Origin of the sequence: Paenibacillus barengoltzii G22, from assembly GCF_000403375.2 — a bacterium.
Taxonomy (GTDB): Bacteria; Bacillota; Bacilli; order Paenibacillales; family Paenibacillaceae; genus Fontibacillus; species Fontibacillus barengoltzii.
Genome location: NZ_KE159653.1, coordinates 443556 through 461517 on the forward strand (window position 1 = coordinate 443556; position 17962 = coordinate 461517).

A 17962-nucleotide genomic window follows, 5' to 3' on the forward strand; every position below is an offset into this window, starting at 1 on the left:
AAATGCCCAAAGCCGCCTCTCTCCAATTGGAGCAAAGGCCGTTTTGGGCATTTACGCATCGATTCTGGATTATGGCAGTGTTTTGATTTTTTCCGCAATCGGTGTTCTTGGCTTGGCCTCTGGAATTTCGGCCGGATACCCGATTCCAAATACGCCAATCACCTCGTACCCTTCGGCGACACCCAACACTTCCCGATTTTGCGCCGAGCTTCCGACAGACGACCAGAACGTACCGACGCCTGCCTCATGAGCAGCCAACATCAAGTTTTGAGCGAAACATGCGGCGGCCATCACGTTTTCATCCCGTTCGAGCGGAGTAGCCCCAGGCTTGGACAACAACGCGATCACAACGGGAGCGCCCCAGAAATCGCTCTTATGCTTCAGCTTCGCTCGCGTCTCAGGTCCAACGCGCAGCAGCTCCCACGGTTCATTAAAGCGATGGTTTGGCGCGTAGCTTGCCGCTTCCAGCCAACTCATGAGCGCTTGCTCGTCAATCGGGTCGGGTTTAAATGCTTTTATATTTCTTCGGCTTTTGATCAAATCGATCACAGACATTCGGGATGTACCTCCTTAAGTAGCGAACAAATGGAATAAATGACCTCTGACTCTCCCTCTTGTTTTTATACGTATCCAGAGCAAAAGTCAAGCGCGTCCCCTCCTCGTCTCCAAAACAAAAGACAGCCCCGCACAATCAGGGCTGCCTTAGATCCAGAACCTTTTTCACGCCTAGTACAAACGTTCCTCACCGGTGACCGGATTTTTAAACGCCGATTGAATATCACTTTGGGTCAACTCATCGGCAAATTCCGTATCCTCGGCGCGTTTTGCGGGGGTTGCCCGCTTCTTGTCCGGGGTTTGCTCCCTCGCTGCTTTGGACGTATCTTTCGATGGATTCGCCATCACCTATGCACACTCCTTCTGCCTTTCATGTAATGCCTTATGTGCGATAGGGTGCGGCCGAATGCCCTTTTTTATTCCTATGTAATCGAATGACTTAGTACGCTGTCCATCCAGCATCCGCCGTAACCGTCGTACCATTAAGGAAGCTCGAATCATCCGAAGCGAGAAACAGAGCGACTTTAGCAATTTCCTCAGGTTGGCCCGTGCCTGGATTTACGCCCATACCGACTTGTGCCCGCTCCATGCCAAACGGATTGATCGCTGTAAGGGTTGAAGCAATGTTCGTTTCTACCGCTCCCGGCGCGATTGCATTACAACGGATTCCCTGCATAGCGTATTGGAATCCGACGTTCTTCGTTAGACCGATAACCGCATGCTTAGATGCCGTATATGCTGCACCGGCGCGGGAACCAAACAGCCCGCCGACCGAGGCTACATTTACGATAACCCCCGATTTTTTCTCTGTAAAAATCGGCAGCACCTTGCGGATCGTCCGCATCGGCCCTGTCGTGTTCACGGCAAAGACTTTGTCCCAAAGCTCATCCGTCAGGTCACCGGCTGGCACAAAGTTATCCATGATTCCCGCATTATTAATCAGGATATCCACCGTACCATATTGGCTGACCGTCCCGTAGATCAATCCTTGGACGTCTTCTTCCTTCGCGACATTCGCCACAAGGGCAATCGCTTCGCCGCCTTTCGCTTTAATCCCGTCCACAACTTCCTGAGCTTTGTCCAGGTTCAAGTCCGAAACCACAACCTTAGCTCCCTCGGCGGCAAATAGCTCCGCGATCGCTTTGCCCATCCCTGATGCTGCACCTGTGACGACCGCAACTTTTCCATCCAGCTTCATTCGTCATGCACCTCATTCATAGAATTGTTGGACCTATCCAAGATCACGCCGCGAATAGTATGCACGTAATGCCATCAAGTATGCGACAGTTGTTGTTGCTCCCTCGCCTAGGCGCGACTTTGAATATTTAATTTTATGATATTTCAAATTTTAGCGCTTTCACAAGATGGAGAATCTGACAATCGTGTGAAAAAAAGAGCCAGTGATCTCACCGCTCTTCGTGTGATCACTGACTCAAGTTCGAGATTAGAGGTCCGCCTGCAAGCCGCCGTCTTCGAGAACAGCCGCCAGCAACGCCAGCGTCAGCCCTTGCCCCCAGCCCTGGGCCCACTTCTTGTCGATGCCCAGATACCCTTCGATGTCCTTCATCACGGCGGTACCGCCGGATACGTTGAGCACCCGCCCGCGATCGGTGACGTTCTGGAGTACGCCATCTAACGCTTTCTGCACATATTTGGCATGCAGTGGATTGCCCTGAATGACCATCGCCGCCGCGATCCCCGCTGTCGCGGACACTTCACCATAAGCAGCCGGGTAATCCAGCACCGTGCCCCACAATCCGTCCTCGTGCTGTAATGTTTTCAACGCCGCCAGCTGATCGCGCAAGGAACTCCAAATATGCATCATCGACGGATACAGGTAAGCTTCCGGCAAAATCTTCGCCGCACGGGACATCGTGTACGCCGCCCAAGCATTGGCGCGCCCCCAGAAAATCCCGGACATATGATTTTGGCCGATGTGATTGTACCCATGATACCAGAGGCCGGTGTCTTCGTCCTGCAAGTAATTAATGTGCCAGTAGAACTGGTGCAGCGCATCCTCGATGAGCGGCTTCTCGTCTAGCATGATACCAGTGCGCAGCATAAAGTAGGCCGCCATAAACAACGTATCCGCCCAGCACTGCTCCGGAAAATCATTGCTCGCAGATACCGTATGCTGAAGCACCCGATCCCCAAAACGGGGAGCTTGGTTCTGCAGATAGTCGATTTTGCTCAGGATGAGATCAAGATATTTCTGCTCCTTCGTCTGTTCATATAATGTCAGCAGCATATGTCCCATCGCACAGGAGTTTACGGTCCACACCGGAAGCCCGGCGTCGATGTACTCGTCGCACCACTCCGCCATCCGCTCCACATAAGCCTGCTCCCCTGTTGCTTCAAAGGCCCGGCTGATCCCGTAATAAGCCACGCCGCACGGCCAATCCCAGGTCAGGTCCATCCCGAAGGTGTACTCTACGATGCTCCCGGCAATTTGCTTCAACTCGGAAGGGGCTGCCTTCAGTTTCAATCTTTCCATCTCCCTTCGTGTGAACGGCTAACTCTTACTTGTAATTCCCGGCATCAATCGCCGCTTGCTTCTCGTCCAAAATCTCCTGGTATCCGGCATCAAGGTACGTTTTCTTCGCCGCCTCATAGGTGGCATCGAACTCACTCTCCGGCGCGATCGCGATCTTGACATACAGCTCCTGGAACAACGAATTCAGATCCGCTTTATATTCATTTACTTTCTCAAGCACCACGCTAAACAAAGCGTCCGGTGTACGGTACTCCGCATATTTGTCGTAATAAGCTAACGAATCCTTCGCCAAATCTTCATGCCCTGGAGGCGACATGCTGCGGAGATATGCTTCGCGCATTTTTACCGGATCATCGTATTTCACCGTTTCAACCACAAGGCACCAATAGTCTTTGTTGTTATTTTGCGAGAGGACAGAATCTCCTTTAAAATCCGGATTTTTCACCGCGATGCCATCGGCATCCAGCGTGTAGTTTTGACCCTCCACGCCGTTTTGCAGGAAGAACAGGTTCTCCGGCTGGCTCATCCATTCCAGATACATCCATACCGCTGCGCGTTCCATATCCGAGGACTCATAATTAATGCCCATGATCATCCCAAACGGCCAGTAAGCGCGTCCCTGCGGCTTCCGTCCCTCCGGTACCCCGGCTTGCGGGTCCAGTACCGCGAACTCGGCATCCGGATTATTTTTTAAGGTCGAGGTGATTACGTCAGTGTTGCTGGAGAGATAGAAGCTGAAGGTACCGGTTTTCCCTGCTACAAATTCAGCCTTGGCTTTGTTCTCGTCGTCGCGCAGATAAAATTCTTTATCAATCAGGCCGTTATTGTATTGATAGTTCAGGTTGCGCAAGTAACGCTCCGTATCGGCGGTGGTCAGATCGGCAACGCCCAAGTCGGAGTAAAGAGCACGGTATTTCTCGTCGATCGGCCAATCGCGGAACGCGTAGTTAAACGTGTAGTTGTTCTTTTTCAACGTTTCGCCGCCGACGCCAAGGCCTGCATCTCGCCATTTGCCCAGCAGCTCATTATATTTTTCGAGAGAAGTCAGATCTTCGACCTTCATCCCCACCTTCTCAACCCAATCCTTACGGATCAGCGTCGTGAAGCTGTCCAAGCTGGGGCGCTCGCCGAAGAAGAACACGTTTTTCTTATCGACTACCCCGTACTTTTGAATGGTGTCCCCCATCGTTTTCCAATACGTAGGCGCATAATGCGCGATTTCGTTCCAATCCAGCTCCTGCATCACGCCTTCCCCGTAGTAGGCCAAAGCCTGAGGCATATCATAATGGAAAATAATATCCGGCGCTTTATGCGAAGCCAGCAGCTGCTCATAATCCGTCACCTCGTTACTGCGAGTGATCGGAATAAATTTCACGTCAACGTTGTACTTGTCGCCGAATTGTTGTTGAATCCAACGCGTGTAATAGTTGTCAGTTACGTTCCAGCCTTCGAAAGCCCTTTCATAAACCGGAAGCTCAAGCGTGACCCTCTCCGGAAAACCCGTCGAATAATCGGGATACTTGCCATCGGTGTTCGTGTTGGAGGAAGGAGACGGCTCCGTGGTGTTGTCGTTCGAATTGGCGCTCTTGCTGCTGCCTCCCATACAGCCGGACAATAAACCAATGATCATCACCAAACATAAGATCCAAGTGAACCTTTTACCCATGTCGATTCCCCCTATTTTGAATAGATGGCTACTCCTTCACCGCCCCGAGCATGACCCCCTGGACGAAATACTTCTGGATGAACGGATACACGAACAAGATCGGCAGGGTAGCGAATACAACACACGAGGCTTTGAGCACCTCGGGATTGCTTAACGATACTTGCGTCGCTTCCAGTTGGAAGCTTTCGCTCGCCTGAATGACCAGGTAATACAATTTGAGCTGCAATGGCCGTAAATCCACCCGTTGTTTAATGTAAAAAAGAGCGTCTTGATAAGCGTTCCAGCGCCCCACCGCGTAAAACAGCGACAACGTAGCCAAGATGGGCTTGGAGAGCGGGAGCACGATGCTCCACAGGATGCGGAAATGCCCCGCACCGTCGATCCGCGCCGATTCCTCCAGGCTGACCGGAATGCTGCTGGAGATCGCCGTCTTCATGATCAGCAGATTAAAAGCACTGAACGCTTGCGGCAGAATCAGCGCCGACCACGTATCCAGCATACCGAGATTGCTAATCAGCATGTATTCGGGAATGATCCCGCCGCTGAAGTACAAGGTGAACATGAAGAGAAAGGTCAACGTCGTACGGCCCTTCAGTTGCTTGCGAGATAAGGGATACGCCGCGCAAACCGTAATGATCATGCCCAGCAAGGTGAACAGCACCGTCACCACCACCGACACATACAAGGAGCGCAGGATGCTGGCGTCAGCAAAAATTTTACTGTACGCCTCCAAGGTAAACCCTTCGGGCCATAAGAACACCTTGTTCGCGATGACATACGCGTCATCGCTTAATGATTTGGCGACGACGTGGAGAAACGGCAGCAGGCATACGAGCGAGGCGAGAACGATCGTGATATGGATGAGGACATCCCAGATATCATAGCGTTTGCTGCGACGCAGCGGGAGCGTGTTTGCGGATGCTTTCATGGTTCGCCTCCTTTCTTAGAGCAACCCGTCTTCGCCAAGCTTCTTGGCGACCCGATCGGCCATCAGCACGAGCGCGAGTCCAATGACAGACTGGAACAGCCCCAGTGCAGTGGCGCGGCTGAAGTTCCCGCTCTCAATCCCCCAGCGGTACACCAATACCGGGATCGTCGTCGTGAACTCTGTTGTCGCTTTATTTTGCAAGGCAAAGATTCGTTCAAAAGATCCTTCCATGACCCGGCCCAAATTCATGATGAGCAGCGTGACGATCGTTGGGCGAATCGAAGGCAGCGTCACATTCCATACTTTCCGCCACCTTCCGGCACCGTCCACGGTCGCTGCCTCATACAGCTCGGGGTTGATGCCGCTCATCGAGGCCAGGTAGATGATCGTTCCCCAGCCCATGCTTTGCCAGACACCGATCGCCAGATAACTGACCAGCCAGTTGTAATCTTCTTGCAGGAAGGGAATGCGTGTCCCGCCCATCATCGCTATGAGATTATTAATGACGCCGTTGCTTTCGCTCAGAAGTTGATAAGCGATGGCCCCGATAATAATCCAGGACAGGAAATGCGGCAGATAGAGCAACGTCTGATTCATCCGTTTGAACTTCACGTTCTTGATTTCATTAAGCAAAATGGCAAGAAGCACAGGAATCGTGAAGCTAAAAACCAGATCGAGCGTATTCAGCAACAACGTATTGCGGACCGCACGGCCGAAGTCGTGTTTTCCGAAGATCTCGGTGAACACTTCAAAGCCTACCCATTCGCTGCCCCAGAACCCCCGGGCGATTTTGTAGTCTTTAAAGGCGAGCACAAGCCCGGACATCGGTGCGTATTTGAACAAGAGTACAAAGGACAATGGAATCAGCAGCAGCACATAAAGCTCCCAATCCCGTCGAAGATAAAATGCGGCCCCCCGACCTAACGAAGGGTCCAGCTTTGGCTTGGACTTCACATTTGAAGCGCTTACAAATTTCATAACATTCACCTCCTCGTTCATTCTGGCCTGGCTCGTTTCGGACTCGGTTCCATCTCATCTTGCGGTTTAGCGATGGTGAGTTTGTGTCAAATCATACCGCCCCGCCCGGCCGCCGTAAATCATGAGTTTTGATACTAAGCTTCATTTTTGATTCTAAAGCCTGCAAATCGCTTGTTTCCTGCAGCAAAAAGATCAAATTTGATAGGTTGTAGCAAAAATGGAGCTATATGCCCCGGCTCTCTCCGAAGCAATACAGCTCCACCGTATCTATCCCGAGCTCCGCAGCTTGCTTGCCTTGTAACCGCTCGGCGGCATCCCTTCATATTTCCGGAAAAACCGGTTAAAGCTCTGGACGTTCCCGTAACCCACTTCCGCCGCAATCTGCTTCACCGTCATCCCGGATTCCAGCAGCAGCTCCTTCGCTTTCTCGATGCGCCGCAGGTTAAGGTAATCGATCAGGCTGGTCCCCGTCGTCTCGTAAACGATCTTTCGCATATAGGAATAACTGATGCCAATCTCTTTGGCCATCTCCTCAAAGACGATCTCTTCGCAATAATGCGCATCCAGGTAACGAAGAATGCGATCTCCATACCCCGCGTCACTCTCTGGCTTGCGAGCCAGGTATTGAACAATATCGCGGTAGAACTCACGCATATACGCATCCAACTCCTCCAACGTGTCCATCGACGCGATGGAGGAATAGATGTTTCCCCGCCCGGCAAAAATCCGCGTTGGGTTGATTTGATTTTCCCGAAGCTGCTTAATCGTAACCCCAACTAACTGATGATAGATGAACATGATGTTGTCGTAGGAAATTGACGGGGATCCTTGAATTTCCTGACGAATCGCCGTTAATTCCTCCAGCAGCCGCTCAAGCTCACCCGCAGTCAAGTAATTAAGGATCCGTCTCTCGCTGTCCACGGGATACAGATAATGCTTGCCGCGCCCGCGTTCATCCTCCTCGCTCCAGAAGGAGATCCCGCCGCCGCCGTTCACCATGCGCTGCTTGATAACCTCCATCGCCTCCGCCGCGTGGTCCTGTAGTTCGGAGCAGCTCTCTGTCCGGCTGCTGACGCCAACGGTCACGGTATGCCCCAGCAATTTTCCGGCATACTGACGAAGCGTCCCCAGCGCTTCCTTAATGCCTTCGTAACCGCAATCGGCTTCCCCTTCTCCGAAATTGACCACCACGGCGAAGCATCCCTCACCTTGATAAACACACCTCGCCGATATCCCAGGCGGAAACACGTTTTCGCTATGGGTGACGATCAAATACCGGTGATAGCTGCGGGTTTCTGGGTTTGTCGCGTCCACATAGCTTCGATACCGATCAATCGAGAGGACCGCCACGAGGTAATTCGCTTCGGGGAAGATCTCTTCTACGGACTGCACCTCTTCCCCGCGCAACAAACGATGAACCGTCAAACTGCGGGCATCCTGCTCCCGTTCCTGCAGCAGTTTATACAGTTGCTCCTCTTCCTCTTGCATCCGCTGGAAGACCGAGTTGAGGAAGGCCAGTTCATTTTTGTCCGACACCCCTCGACTGCCGCGGGATCTTACGGTCCTCACCAACTCCCGCAACGGTTTGGATAACCAGGTTGCAAGGAACACCGTCAACACCGAGCCGGCAAAAATTACGACGGCCGTCAACCAAACGATATTATGCTGCAGCTTATTCGTCTTGGTCATGAGCGCGTCCATGGAATAGACGTTTACATTCCACCAGTCAAACAGCTTGGAATAAGACCACGTATATAACAGGCGCTCCCCATTCAGTTCGTGGAAGGCGTACCCTTTCTCCGCTTTGCTCTCTAGAATGCTCTGAAGATATGGTTGATCGCGCCCCTCGGTAAGCAGCAGCGACTTGTCGTTATGCGACAGGATCATCCCGTCCGCATTTAACAGCACATAGCCTTGCTCCTCGGGTTCCGTCGACTGTAAATACGTGCCGATCTGACTTTCCCGCAAGTTGACTACGATCGTGCCACGGGTGGTTGTGGACAAGCGGCTGAGCGGCAAGACATAAGATATAACGGTCTCCCCGGTGGCCAGTTGGCGCGGGTACCATACGCCGCTAATCCCCCGGCGTCCGGCCAACGCTTCATCCAGCCAGCCCAACGATTCATAGCGATCCAGCATAGTGATACCCTTGTCAGTTGAGACCACATAATCTGCATCGCTTAAGTAGAAATAAGAGGAATATACCCCGTTCACCCGATGATTCAAATTCACCAGCTCCCGGAGCACGACCAGAGCTTGGCTGACATGTTGATAATTCCCCTGTAACTCAGCATACGTTTCGAACGAACGAATGCGGTCAAACACCCGGTTCGCGGTCAGCCGCACCGTATCTTGCGCCAGATTGTTTAAAGCCGTTTCGGTTAGTCTTCGGTTCGCATCCAGCCCCGCCAGGGAAGATTCGGCAATCGCCTTCTCTGAATACCGCAAAATTTGCGTTCCGCTGTACAACGTCAGAATAATCGCAGGAACCGCCATGACGCAGAACAGGATGATTCCTAACTGAAGCATCATCGGAATCCGTTTCATCTTCCCCTTCATCCCCTCCGAAATGGTCTTATCCGCAGCAGACTTCTGGGTCAACTAAAATAAAGCGTTTTCAATCCACACTTGGATAAATTATACATCATCGGTGCTCTTAGGGCTATTCCCACGTCTACTGGCCCTATAGCCGAACCATCTTCGCGCCCTCTCTTTCATGGCTTTTTTTTGATATTTCATGTTACTCTCCCCACCCCAATCTCAGATTCGAGTTACAAAATATTATTTTTGTATATTGAAATGTGTAATAGGCCGTGCTATGATTGTTTCACCGAAAGGGAGGTAAGCTATATGTGCTAGTATGGGTGTAACGGAACAGGTCGGCGGCAAATGGATCCGAGCTTGTCACCGGCACGACGAACACTCGAAGACGTATAGCGAAGACAGCTAATTCGAATTTAAGGGAGAAAGGCGGTAGCGAAAATGAAGAAGAGAATATTGGGCAAGGGGCTTGAGGTGTCGGCGATCGGACTCGGCTGCATGGGTATGTCCGACTTCTACAGCGGACGCGATGAAGAAGAATCGATCCGCACCATCTACCGCGCACTGGAGCTCGGCGTCACTTTCTTTGATACAGCCGATATGTACGGCGTGGGGAAGAACGAGGAATTGCTCGGCAAAGCGCTCAAAGGCCATCGCGATGAAGTCGTCATCGCCACCAAATTCGGCAATGTACGCGGTCCGGAGGGGCAGTTTCTCGGCATCAGCGGCAAGCCCGATTATGTTCGATCCGCCTGCGAAGCGAGCCTTCGTCGGCTTGGCGTCGATCACATCGACCTCTATTATCAGCATCGGGTCGATCCCAATACACCGATTGAAGAAACCGTCGGCGCCATGGCCGAGCTCGTGAAGGAGGGCAAGGTACGCTTTATCGGCCTGTCCGAGGCCGGACCGTCCACCATCCGCCGCGCGCACGCCGTGCATCCGATAACTGCGCTGCAAACTGAATATTCGCTGTGGAGCCGCGATGTGGAGGATGAGATTCTGCCGGTCTGCCGCGAGCTCGGCATCGGCTTTGTCCCTTACAGCCCGCTCGGGAGGGGATTTCTGACCGGTCAGATCCGGAAGTACGAGGACCTCGCAGAGGACGATTTCCGCCGCAATTCGCCGCGCTTCCAGGGCGAGAACTTCAAGCGAAATCTCGATCTGGTCGAGAAGATCAAGGAAATCGCTGCTGAGAAAAACTGCGAGCCGTCCCAACTGGCGCTCGCTTGGCTGTTAGCCCAGGGAGAGGATATCGTGCCGATTCCGGGAACGAAGCGCAGACGCTATCTCGAGGAAAATGTCGGCGCGCTTGACGTCAAGCTGACAAAGGCGGATTTGGCGCGGATCGATGAGGTCGCTCCCAAGGGAGCTGCCTCCGGCCCTCGCTACCCGGAGGAAGCAATGAAACAGTTGAGCCTGTAGTCCGGACCGGACTGCCAAGCAAGCGTCTGACCCCATCATCGGCGAAACGAAAGGGAGAGGAAAGCACGGGCTTATCCGCGCGTTCCTCTCCCTTTATCTATGAACGGTTACATCTGCCGCCCGTTACCGGCCACCAACTTATCGCGGTATTCCTGCGGTGACACTCCCTCCAGCTCTTTGAAGACGCGGGAGAAATGGCGGGTATTCTCGAACCCCACCGCATTGCTGATCTCCGACAGCTTGGTGGAGCCGCCTTCGAGCAGCTCTTTCGCTTTGCGGATCCGGACTTTTTTCAAATAGGTGACAAAATTTTCCCCGGTATACGCCTTAAACGCCTCACTAAAATAGGAGTAGTTCAACGAGACATGATTGCTGACGATTGCCATATTTAATGGACGGTGGTAATGACTCTCGATATACGCCACGGCTTCTTTCATATCGCCATGCTCACTGTGGGCGGATCGAATTTCCTTGATATAGGCGTCAAGATCGAATAGCAGCTGTTCCAGTGATCGGAAATAATCATGAAAATGACAGAAACTCGACATATCCCCGACTTTGCGATAGAGCTTCAGCACATCTACGGATGCTTCTCCATACACCCGGAACACTTCATCCAATACCTGCTCGTTCATATGCCGGCTGACTGATTCCAGATACGTAATATCTAATTCAGGCAGCTGATCTACCCGGAAAATCTCATGCAACAGCGGCCCAATTTCCTTCTCTCGATTCGTCCCCAGAATATTTCCCAGCTTGCGAATGGCCTCCTTTGGTACGGGAAGAAACAAGCGATTCGAATTCATTTCTTCATACCAGATTAACCGGGCTTTCGGATAGATGAACGTGTATTTCAACGCTTCACAGGCCTGACGATAACATCGCGGCAGGTCCGTAAGACTGCTCCCCTCCTGGCTGACACCAATCAGCATCCCGTCAAGTTCCCGTTCTGCCGCCAATAGGGACAAATCCTCAAACTTGCTTCTAGGGCCGCCAACCAGAATCATTCGCCCATCGCGATCCAGCAAGGTAGCGCTGAGAATCCCATCCACGCTTTCAAACATATGCTCGGCAAGCGACTTTAGATCTTCTTTCTTCATGCGACTGCCATCTAAATTTTTGTAAATCAAGGCTGCAACCGAGAAAGGTAAAGTATACTGGTCGAAACCGATTTCGGAACTCCAAATGCCAATATCCTCTTCGCTCAAATCCGTTTGCAACAGGAGCTCCTGCAAACGTACCGATTGTACCTGCAGTCGATAGCTTTCCGTCACGGCTAACTGCTCAGCCATTTGCGAACGCTTCGCGATGTTCTCCTCGCACTTGCGCAGCGCGGCAAACAGCTCATCCCGGCGAATCGGCTTGAGCAAATAATCCACCGCCTGATACCGGATCGCGGCTTTGGCATACCGAAAATCTTCGTATCCACTCAGAATCAGAATTTGTGGTCGACCGTTTTGAATGGCGGGCTGCGGTCCTTCCGATACTTGTTCGATGAGTGCAATGCCATCCATGACGGGCATGCGGATATCTGTAATGATCACATCAGCGCCTTGGGCCTGATACAGCTCGAGGGCTTCTGCCCCCTGAGCTGCCATCGAGATCTCGAATTGTTCCGGGAACTCCCGTTCAATCATCGTTTTTAGCCCAATACGGATATTCTTCTCGTCATCCACGATCAATAGTTTGAATCTCATCTGTGCCAACCCTCCCCGTTAACAGCACCTTCGGCATTATCATCACTACCTCTGTATACTGTCCTTGATCGCTGAAAACCTTGAGGCCGTATTGTTTACCATAATATAAGCGAATGCGCTCCTGAACATTGCGAAGGCCAATTCCGTATTGATTTGGCGGCTTCGGCGCAAAATTCCCCGGAGCTTTATCCGTAAGGCCGACCTTATCCAGTTCCAGGTTCAATTCAGCCAGCGAAGCTTCGTCGACCCCTCTTCCGTTGTCCTTGACGACAATTCGAATGTCACTTTGCGGCAATTGCTGCACCTGAATCGAGATGTTCCGCGGCCCCGTCTCATCCCCTTCCCAAGCGTGCTTCACCGCATTTTCGACGATCGGTTGAAGCGACATTTTGAGCATCTCCATATCCAGGAGATCCTGCGGAATATCCAGCCGCAGGTCGATGGGTTCATCAAACCGGATATTCATCACATCGATATAATTTTCGATATGGCGAAGCTCATCGCGCAGCTTGACGTACTCCCCGGACCATTTGAAATTGTATCGCATCATGCCTCCGAGAGAAGTCAGCGCATCAGAAATTTGTCTTTGATTTTCGATCTCCGCCAGCATTTTAATGTTCTCTAACGTATTATACAAAAAATGGGCATCAATCTGATTGTGAAGCGTTCGGAGCTCCGCTTCTTTCGTAAGCGCTTCTTTGTAAACTGCTTGAGCCACCAGCGTATTAATGGTGTTCATTAGTTTGGAGAAATGATGCGCCAACTCGCCAACCTCACCGCCGCCACGGATCGTAATGCCGCTGTATGCCTCACCGCGTCGTACTTTCTTCATCTCTTCCGTCAGCACACGGAGATTCTTCAGGATAAACGCATTAAGAATATAAGCAATGATCGTAACCAACGTAATAAAGCCGATATTGGCACCGATCAATATATTCCGCATATGTGAAATTTCTTTAAACACACCGTCCATCGAAACGACATTCACCAAGTCCGCATTGATTCGTTCGATGGGCTTGTGCAGCAGCAGAAATGATTTTCCGTTCTCTTTATAGTCATTATTCCATTCGCCTGTTTCTTTGAAGTGCATCAGACGCTCCCGGATCGCCTGCTCCAGTCCTGGATTCGCTTGGAGATAAGAATCTCGTTCACGGGTAAAGATCTGGGCTTTGCTGTCCATCAGCACCATTTGCGAGTCACTGTTCGGAACCGCCGCATAAGTCCTTGGACTAAACTTCTCGAGCAGCATATCAACCTGAACCATTCCAACATGATGATTCGCTGGAATGCTCATTTCCCGCAGCAAAGACACTTTGGGCGTTGGAGCGGGGGTCTGCCCTTGATAGCGTTCCATGATGTCTGGATCATTGTGTAAGAACGACCAGGACTCCATGCCTTTTAATTCCTTCGCTTCTTGATACCACGGCTCTTCCGCCACCCGGCTCTCCCGGAAAAAAATCGGCCAAATTTCGGTCACGTTGCTGCTAGAGAACAGGCGCAAATGCTCCACATTCGGGTTGTAATATTGAATGCGTGTTAGGCTTTTGAAGCTGTGGTTACTGAAATTTACCAGTTCTTCGGTGCCGGGTTCGGTCGTATTCGCAAGATAATCTCGAACTTCGATATCATCATAGGCGACCTGCACCGCCCGTACCATCGATTCAATCTGTGTCTCAATATGCTGGATTTCCATCTCCAGCAGCGAGTTGTTCTTGTCCTCGGCATCACGGATATACATATTGTTAATCAAACCATAGGAATAATAGGACACCAGCGCACTGGGGCCCAAGATGATAAAGATATACGAAGCAAGCAGGCGGCTCTGAAGCGAGCGGCGCCCAAACCAATATTTAAATGACTCCCACCAAGCTGTCCAAGGTTTGCTTCTTCCCATATGCCGAGCGACTCCTTTGAATAAAAGCCCAAAAGCCCGCGGAATGCGGGCATTTTTTGGGCATTAACGATTATTCTTTGCCAAGTTTCTTCTTGTTCTCTTCATACTTAGTTTGCTGGAACGCCTGGACTTTGGCAAGCCCCAGATCTTCTTGCTTCTTGATGTAATCCGCCCAGATCTTATCAAACTCAGCTTCGGACGATGCCATCAAGAGCTTCGGCAACGTTTTGCCGCGCAGATCCTTGATCTTGCCGAGGATGATGCCTTCTTCCGAGTTGGCCAGCGGGTCAAGCAGGTCGAACTCGGAGACGCTTACCGTTTTACCACGAGTCCAGTCTTCCAATTGTTTGTACGGTTCTACCGATTCAGGCTGCCATTGCTGAATGATGTTCGTATCTTGCATCATCCAGAATGTGAAGGAGGAACCATATTGCTTATCGAAAGCGGAACGATCCTTATTCATGAGATCAAATACTTCTGGTTTAAATTGATCTTTCCCGTCAATCGTATCGTAGCTGACGCCTTTTTCACCCAGATACAGGTCTTTCTGTCCTTCTTCACTCATCAGGTACGTCAGGAATTTGATCGCGCGAGCCTTATCCTTCACGTCCTTGGAGATCAGGGTTACTGTCCAGCCGGAGATCGAAGGACCGTTTAACGTAGGCGGATCCAGTTTCGAGTTAGCCGGACCGTCCACGGCGATGTAAATCTTGTTTGGATCTTGTTGATACAAGGTACCTTGTTGAGCTGCAAAGTCGGTGCGTTGGTACAGCATTGCGAAGTAACGGCCTTGCGCGATTTTTTCTTCCATTTGAGCGCGTTTGTCGATAAAGATGTCCTTCGCCAACAAGCCTTCTTCGTTCGCTTTACGCAGCGTTTTCAACCAAGTAATATATTCCGGATCCGTTTCACGGTTGTACAGCTTGCCGTCTTTCTCTCTCGGAATTGCCAGGAAGTTCTGCAGATAGCCTTCCAAGGAGTCGTTACCGGTAGCCGTAAATTCATGCAATCCCAGCGGAATCAGCGGCTGCCCGTTCACTTCAGGGAACTTCTCTTGAGCGGCTTTCAGAGCAGCAACGAAGCCTTCCGGAGTCCGCATGTCTGGGCTGCCGATCGCTTCATAAATATCTTTACGTACGACGAACGTTTGGTTGGATACGTACTTGTCGCCGTATTTCTCATAGTCTTTCGGAGACGAGGAAGAGTTCGGATAACCGTATACGTTCCCGTCTTGTTGCGTATACCACCCCAATTTATCTGGATCAGCGACCTTGAAGAAGTACGGATCGTATTGTTCCGCCAATTTGTTCAGCGGCTCCACCAGTCCGCCTTCGATCATTTTCTTCACACCGTCTTCCCACCAGCCCAGCGTAATGAAGTCAGGCAGCTTGCCGGAAGCGATCAGCGTATTCAGCTTCTCGTTCTCATTCCCGGCAGGGACGATGAAGTTGATGTTCACGCCGGTTTTCTTCGTGACATATTGGGAGGTTGGATCAACGCCCCATTTATTCGGGAACCAAGCAAAGTTCAGGTACCAATCGAAGGTGATGGGGGACGTATCGGATTTCCATCCCGGCTCGTCTGCCGATGGTGTTGCAGCCGGATCGGCGCTGTCCTGCGTGCCGGTATTGCTGTTGGTGTTCGCAGCAGCATTGTTAGCGCTTTCTTTGCTGCTATTGCCATTGCCTCCGCAAGCAGCCAGGGACAGGACCATGATGGCCGCCATCAGCAGCATCATCACTTTTTTGGACTTGCTTTTCATGCCCATGCTTTTTTACCCCTTTTCTCGTTTGATGTAATTCCATTTATGTGCAACTCCAGAGCCGTCGTAATGCGGCTCGGAGGAGTTACCAACTGTGATAGAGCGAGTTTACCAGAGTCTTACACTTAACCTTTGATCGAGCCGATCATCATCCCTTTAACGAAGTAGCGTTGCAGGAACGGATAAGCAAATACGATTGGCAAGGTGGTCACGACCATGGTTGCCAGCTTGATCGATTGGGATGTGACCGTTTTGGTTATCGCACTCCCCTGTACCGCTGTCGTCATGATATTGGAGCTGGACTGTGCCACAACCCGGTACAGGAACGTCTGAATTGGCTGCAGGTTCTCGTTGTTGACATAAATGATCCCCGTAAAATAGTCATTCCACTGATACACCCCATGGAACAAAGCGATGGTGGCGAGAACGGGCAGCGATACCGGCAGCACGACCCGCAGGAAGACGGTCCAATCGCTTGCTCCATCGATTCGGGCTGCTTCCTCCAGACCATCGGGAATGTCCCGGAAGAAGGTCATGAAGATAATCAGATCGAAGAAACTGAACAACACGGGAATAATATAAACGATAAATTTATCGAGCATATGCAAATCGCGAATGAGGAGGAAGGTTGGAATCAGCCCTCCTGAGAAGATCATCGTGATCGTTCCCATAAAGATATAGAACTTTCCTGCGATGAGGTCTCTGCGAGAGAACGCGTACGCGACCATCGCCGTAAAGAAGACGTGTGCGACCACCCCAATGACGGTCTTGGCTACGGTGAGCCCCATCGCTGTCATGATGCCGGGATTTTCAAAGACCGCTTCAAAATTCTCAAAGCTGAACTTCCGCGGCCACCAGTAGATACCGCCAAGCATCGCATCCTTCCCGTCGTTAAAAGCGTTCACCAACACATACCAGATCGGATACAAGGTAACAAAACATACGACGAGCATCACTAAATTGTTAACTGTATCGAAGACGACATCGCCTTTTGTTCTGCGGCGTAATGAAAACATAAGCAGGTCCCCCTTGGCCTAAAACAACGAAGTGTCGTTGAGTTTTTTGGTAACTTGGTTCGCAATCAGCAGCAGAGCTAGTGCAATCACAGATTTGAACAAGTTGATTGCTGTTGAATACGAATAACGGCCCGAGGATATCCCCGTGTAGTAGACATAGTAGTCAATGACGTTACTTGCACTATCATTCAGTGAGTTACGTAACACCAGGATTTGATCAAAGTTGGAGTTCAGCACACCGCTGACTGCCAGAATGAACAAAATACTGATCGTCGCTTTGATGGCTGGAAGCGTCACATACCACATTTGCTGAAAACGCCCAGCTCCGTCAATCGTTGCCGCTTCGTACATCTCGGGCGAAATGCTTGTAATGGCCGCCAAATAGATGATTGCGGACCAGCCCAGCTCCTTCCAGACATCCGAGGTGATGACGATCGTCCAGAAGTACTTCGGCTCCGCCAAGAAGGAGATCGGCTTATCGATAATATGCAAAGCCATAAAGATCTCGTTGATGATCCCTACATCCGACAACCAAGTTGCCAGGATCCCGCCAAGTACGACCCAAGACAGGAAGTGGGGCAGGTAGGAGATCGTTTGGATCGCTTTCTTGTACCGGAGCGAGCGAACCTCGTTCAGGAACAAGGCGAAGATAATGGGCAACGGAAAAGTGAGCAGCTTCAGGAAACTGATCCCCAGCGTATTTTTGATCACATAGCCGAAATTTTCATCGGACAGAAACTCTTTGAAATGTTCCAAACCAACCCATGGTGCTTCTGCAATCGTTCGGATAATGTCGTAATCCTTAAAAGCAATAATGACACCGTACATTGGAATATAGTTGAAAATAATCATCCAAGCGATGCCAAGCAAAGCCATAATTTGAATATGTCTTTGCGAGTAAAGTTTCTTCAGCCATTTTCGCCTTGATGAAGGCGGCGTCTCTATCTCTTGCATGGCTGCGGGTTGCGTCGACGGCTTCATATCCATCTCCTCTGACCTCCAAGCT

At 51.1% G+C, this 17962-nt stretch carries 14 protein-coding genes; 1 reads left to right on the forward strand and 13 read right to left on the reverse strand.

The genetic code is table 11. From position 1 onward, the window contains the following. Window positions 1-69: 69 nt before the first annotated feature. The 8 genes from C812_RS10360 to C812_RS10390 all read right to left on the reverse strand — a co-directional run bounded on the left by C812_RS10360 (window position 70) and on the right by C812_RS10390 (window position 9180). Window positions 70-555 carry a nitroreductase family protein gene (locus C812_RS10360; RefSeq protein WP_016312608.1) on the reverse strand — a complete coding sequence of 162 codons (486 nt, stop codon included), beginning with the start codon at window positions 553-555 and terminating at the stop codon, window positions 70-72. Between the two features lie 171 nt (window positions 556-726). After that, the gene (locus tag C812_RS22255; RefSeq protein WP_016312609.1) at window positions 727-900 is read right to left on the reverse strand and encodes a hypothetical protein; all 174 of its coding nucleotides are present in this window, start codon (window positions 898-900) and stop codon (window positions 727-729) included. A 94-nt stretch (window positions 901-994) separates the two neighbouring features. Continuing rightward, entirely contained in the window at window positions 995-1753 is a 759-nt protein-coding gene (locus C812_RS10365; RefSeq protein ID WP_016312610.1) for an SDR family oxidoreductase, read from the reverse strand. Window positions 1754-1999: 246 nt separating this feature from the next. Beyond that, window positions 2000-3049, reverse strand: a complete 1050-nt coding sequence (locus tag C812_RS10370; protein ID WP_036625072.1) for a glycoside hydrolase family 88/105 protein — start codon at window positions 3047-3049, stop codon at window positions 2000-2002. Window positions 3050-3074: 25 nt separating this feature from the next. After that, complete coding sequence (locus C812_RS10375; protein WP_016312612.1) at window positions 3075-4715, reverse strand: type 2 periplasmic-binding domain-containing protein; 1641 nt, start codon at window positions 4713-4715, stop codon at window positions 3075-3077. Window positions 4716-4743: 28 nt separating this feature from the next. After that, the gene (locus C812_RS10380; protein WP_016312613.1) at window positions 4744-5643 is read right to left on the reverse strand and encodes a carbohydrate ABC transporter permease; all 900 of its coding nucleotides are present in this window, start codon (window positions 5641-5643) and stop codon (window positions 4744-4746) included. Between the two features lie 15 nt (window positions 5644-5658). Further along, on the reverse strand, window positions 5659-6621 hold the full coding sequence (locus C812_RS10385; RefSeq protein WP_016312614.1) for an ABC transporter permease: 963 nt from the start codon (window positions 6619-6621) through the stop codon (window positions 5659-5661). Window positions 6622-6888: 267 nt separating this feature from the next. Next, entirely contained in the window at window positions 6889-9180 is a 2292-nt protein-coding gene (locus C812_RS10390; protein WP_244268302.1) for an AraC family transcriptional regulator, read from the reverse strand. Between the two features lie 423 nt (window positions 9181-9603). Between C812_RS10390 and C812_RS10395 the strand changes: the two genes are divergently transcribed. Next, window positions 9604-10587, forward strand: coding sequence for an aldo/keto reductase (locus tag C812_RS10395; protein ID WP_016312616.1), 984 nt, complete (start codon window positions 9604-9606; stop codon window positions 10585-10587). A gap of 107 nt (window positions 10588-10694) precedes the next feature. Here the strand turns inward: C812_RS10395 and C812_RS10400 are convergent, their stop codons facing one another. The 5 genes from C812_RS10400 to C812_RS10420 all read right to left on the reverse strand — a co-directional run bounded on the left by C812_RS10400 (window position 10695) and on the right by C812_RS10420 (window position 17937). Beyond that, on the reverse strand, window positions 10695-12284 hold the full coding sequence (locus C812_RS10400; protein WP_016312617.1) for a response regulator: 1590 nt from the start codon (window positions 12282-12284) through the stop codon (window positions 10695-10697). Beyond that, entirely contained in the window at window positions 12256-14178 is a 1923-nt protein-coding gene (locus tag C812_RS10405; protein ID WP_016312618.1) for a cache domain-containing sensor histidine kinase, read from the reverse strand. Before C812_RS10405 ends, C812_RS10400 begins: the two co-directional genes overlap by 29 nt. Before the next feature lie 70 nt (window positions 14179-14248). Next, entirely contained in the window at window positions 14249-15946 is a 1698-nt protein-coding gene (locus C812_RS10410; protein WP_016312619.1) for a type 2 periplasmic-binding domain-containing protein, read from the reverse strand. A gap of 119 nt (window positions 15947-16065) precedes the next feature. Further along, entirely contained in the window at window positions 16066-16956 is an 891-nt protein-coding gene (locus tag C812_RS10415; RefSeq protein ID WP_016312620.1) for a carbohydrate ABC transporter permease, read from the reverse strand. Window positions 16957-16974: 18 nt separating this feature from the next. Further along, window positions 16975-17937, reverse strand: a complete 963-nt coding sequence (locus C812_RS10420; protein ID WP_232228376.1) for an ABC transporter permease — start codon at window positions 17935-17937, stop codon at window positions 16975-16977. Window positions 17938-17962: the final 25 nt, after the last annotated feature.

Bases quoted from the DNA above. Each gene is read 5' to 3' on its own strand.
- C812_RS10360 (WP_016312608.1), bottom strand. From the start codon at position 555: ATGTCTGTGATCGATTTGATCAAAAGCCGAAGAAATATAAAAGCATTT.
- C812_RS22255 (WP_016312609.1), bottom strand. From the start codon at position 900: ATGGCGAATCCATCGAAAGATACGTCCAAAGCAGCGAGGGAGCAAACC.
- C812_RS10365 (WP_016312610.1), bottom strand. From the start codon at position 1,753: ATGAAGCTGGATGGAAAAGTTGCGGTCGTCACAGGTGCAGCATCAGGG.
- C812_RS10370 (WP_036625072.1), bottom strand. From the start codon at position 3,049: ATGGAAAGATTGAAACTGAAGGCAGCCCCTTCCGAGTTGAAGCAAATT.
- C812_RS10375 (WP_016312612.1), bottom strand. From the start codon at position 4,715: ATGGGTAAAAGGTTCACTTGGATCTTATGTTTGGTGATGATCATTGGT.
- C812_RS10380 (WP_016312613.1), bottom strand. From the start codon at position 5,643: ATGAAAGCATCCGCAAACACGCTCCCGCTGCGTCGCAGCAAACGCTAT.
- C812_RS10385 (WP_016312614.1), bottom strand. From the start codon at position 6,621: ATGAAATTTGTAAGCGCTTCAAATGTGAAGTCCAAGCCAAAGCTGGAC.
- C812_RS10390 (WP_244268302.1), bottom strand. From the start codon at position 9,180: ATGAAGGGGAAGATGAAACGGATTCCGATGATGCTTCAGTTAGGAATC.
- C812_RS10395 (WP_016312616.1), top strand. From the start codon at position 9,604: ATGAAGAAGAGAATATTGGGCAAGGGGCTTGAGGTGTCGGCGATCGGA.
- C812_RS10400 (WP_016312617.1), bottom strand. From the start codon at position 12,284: ATGAGATTCAAACTATTGATCGTGGATGACGAGAAGAATATCCGTATT.
- C812_RS10405 (WP_016312618.1), bottom strand. From the start codon at position 14,178: ATGGGAAGAAGCAAACCTTGGACAGCTTGGTGGGAGTCATTTAAATAT.
- C812_RS10410 (WP_016312619.1), bottom strand. From the start codon at position 15,946: ATGGGCATGAAAAGCAAGTCCAAAAAAGTGATGATGCTGCTGATGGCG.
- C812_RS10415 (WP_016312620.1), bottom strand. From the start codon at position 16,956: ATGTTTTCATTACGCCGCAGAACAAAAGGCGATGTCGTCTTCGATACA.
- C812_RS10420 (WP_232228376.1), bottom strand. From the start codon at position 17,937: ATGAAGCCGTCGACGCAACCCGCAGCCATGCAAGAGATAGAGACGCCG.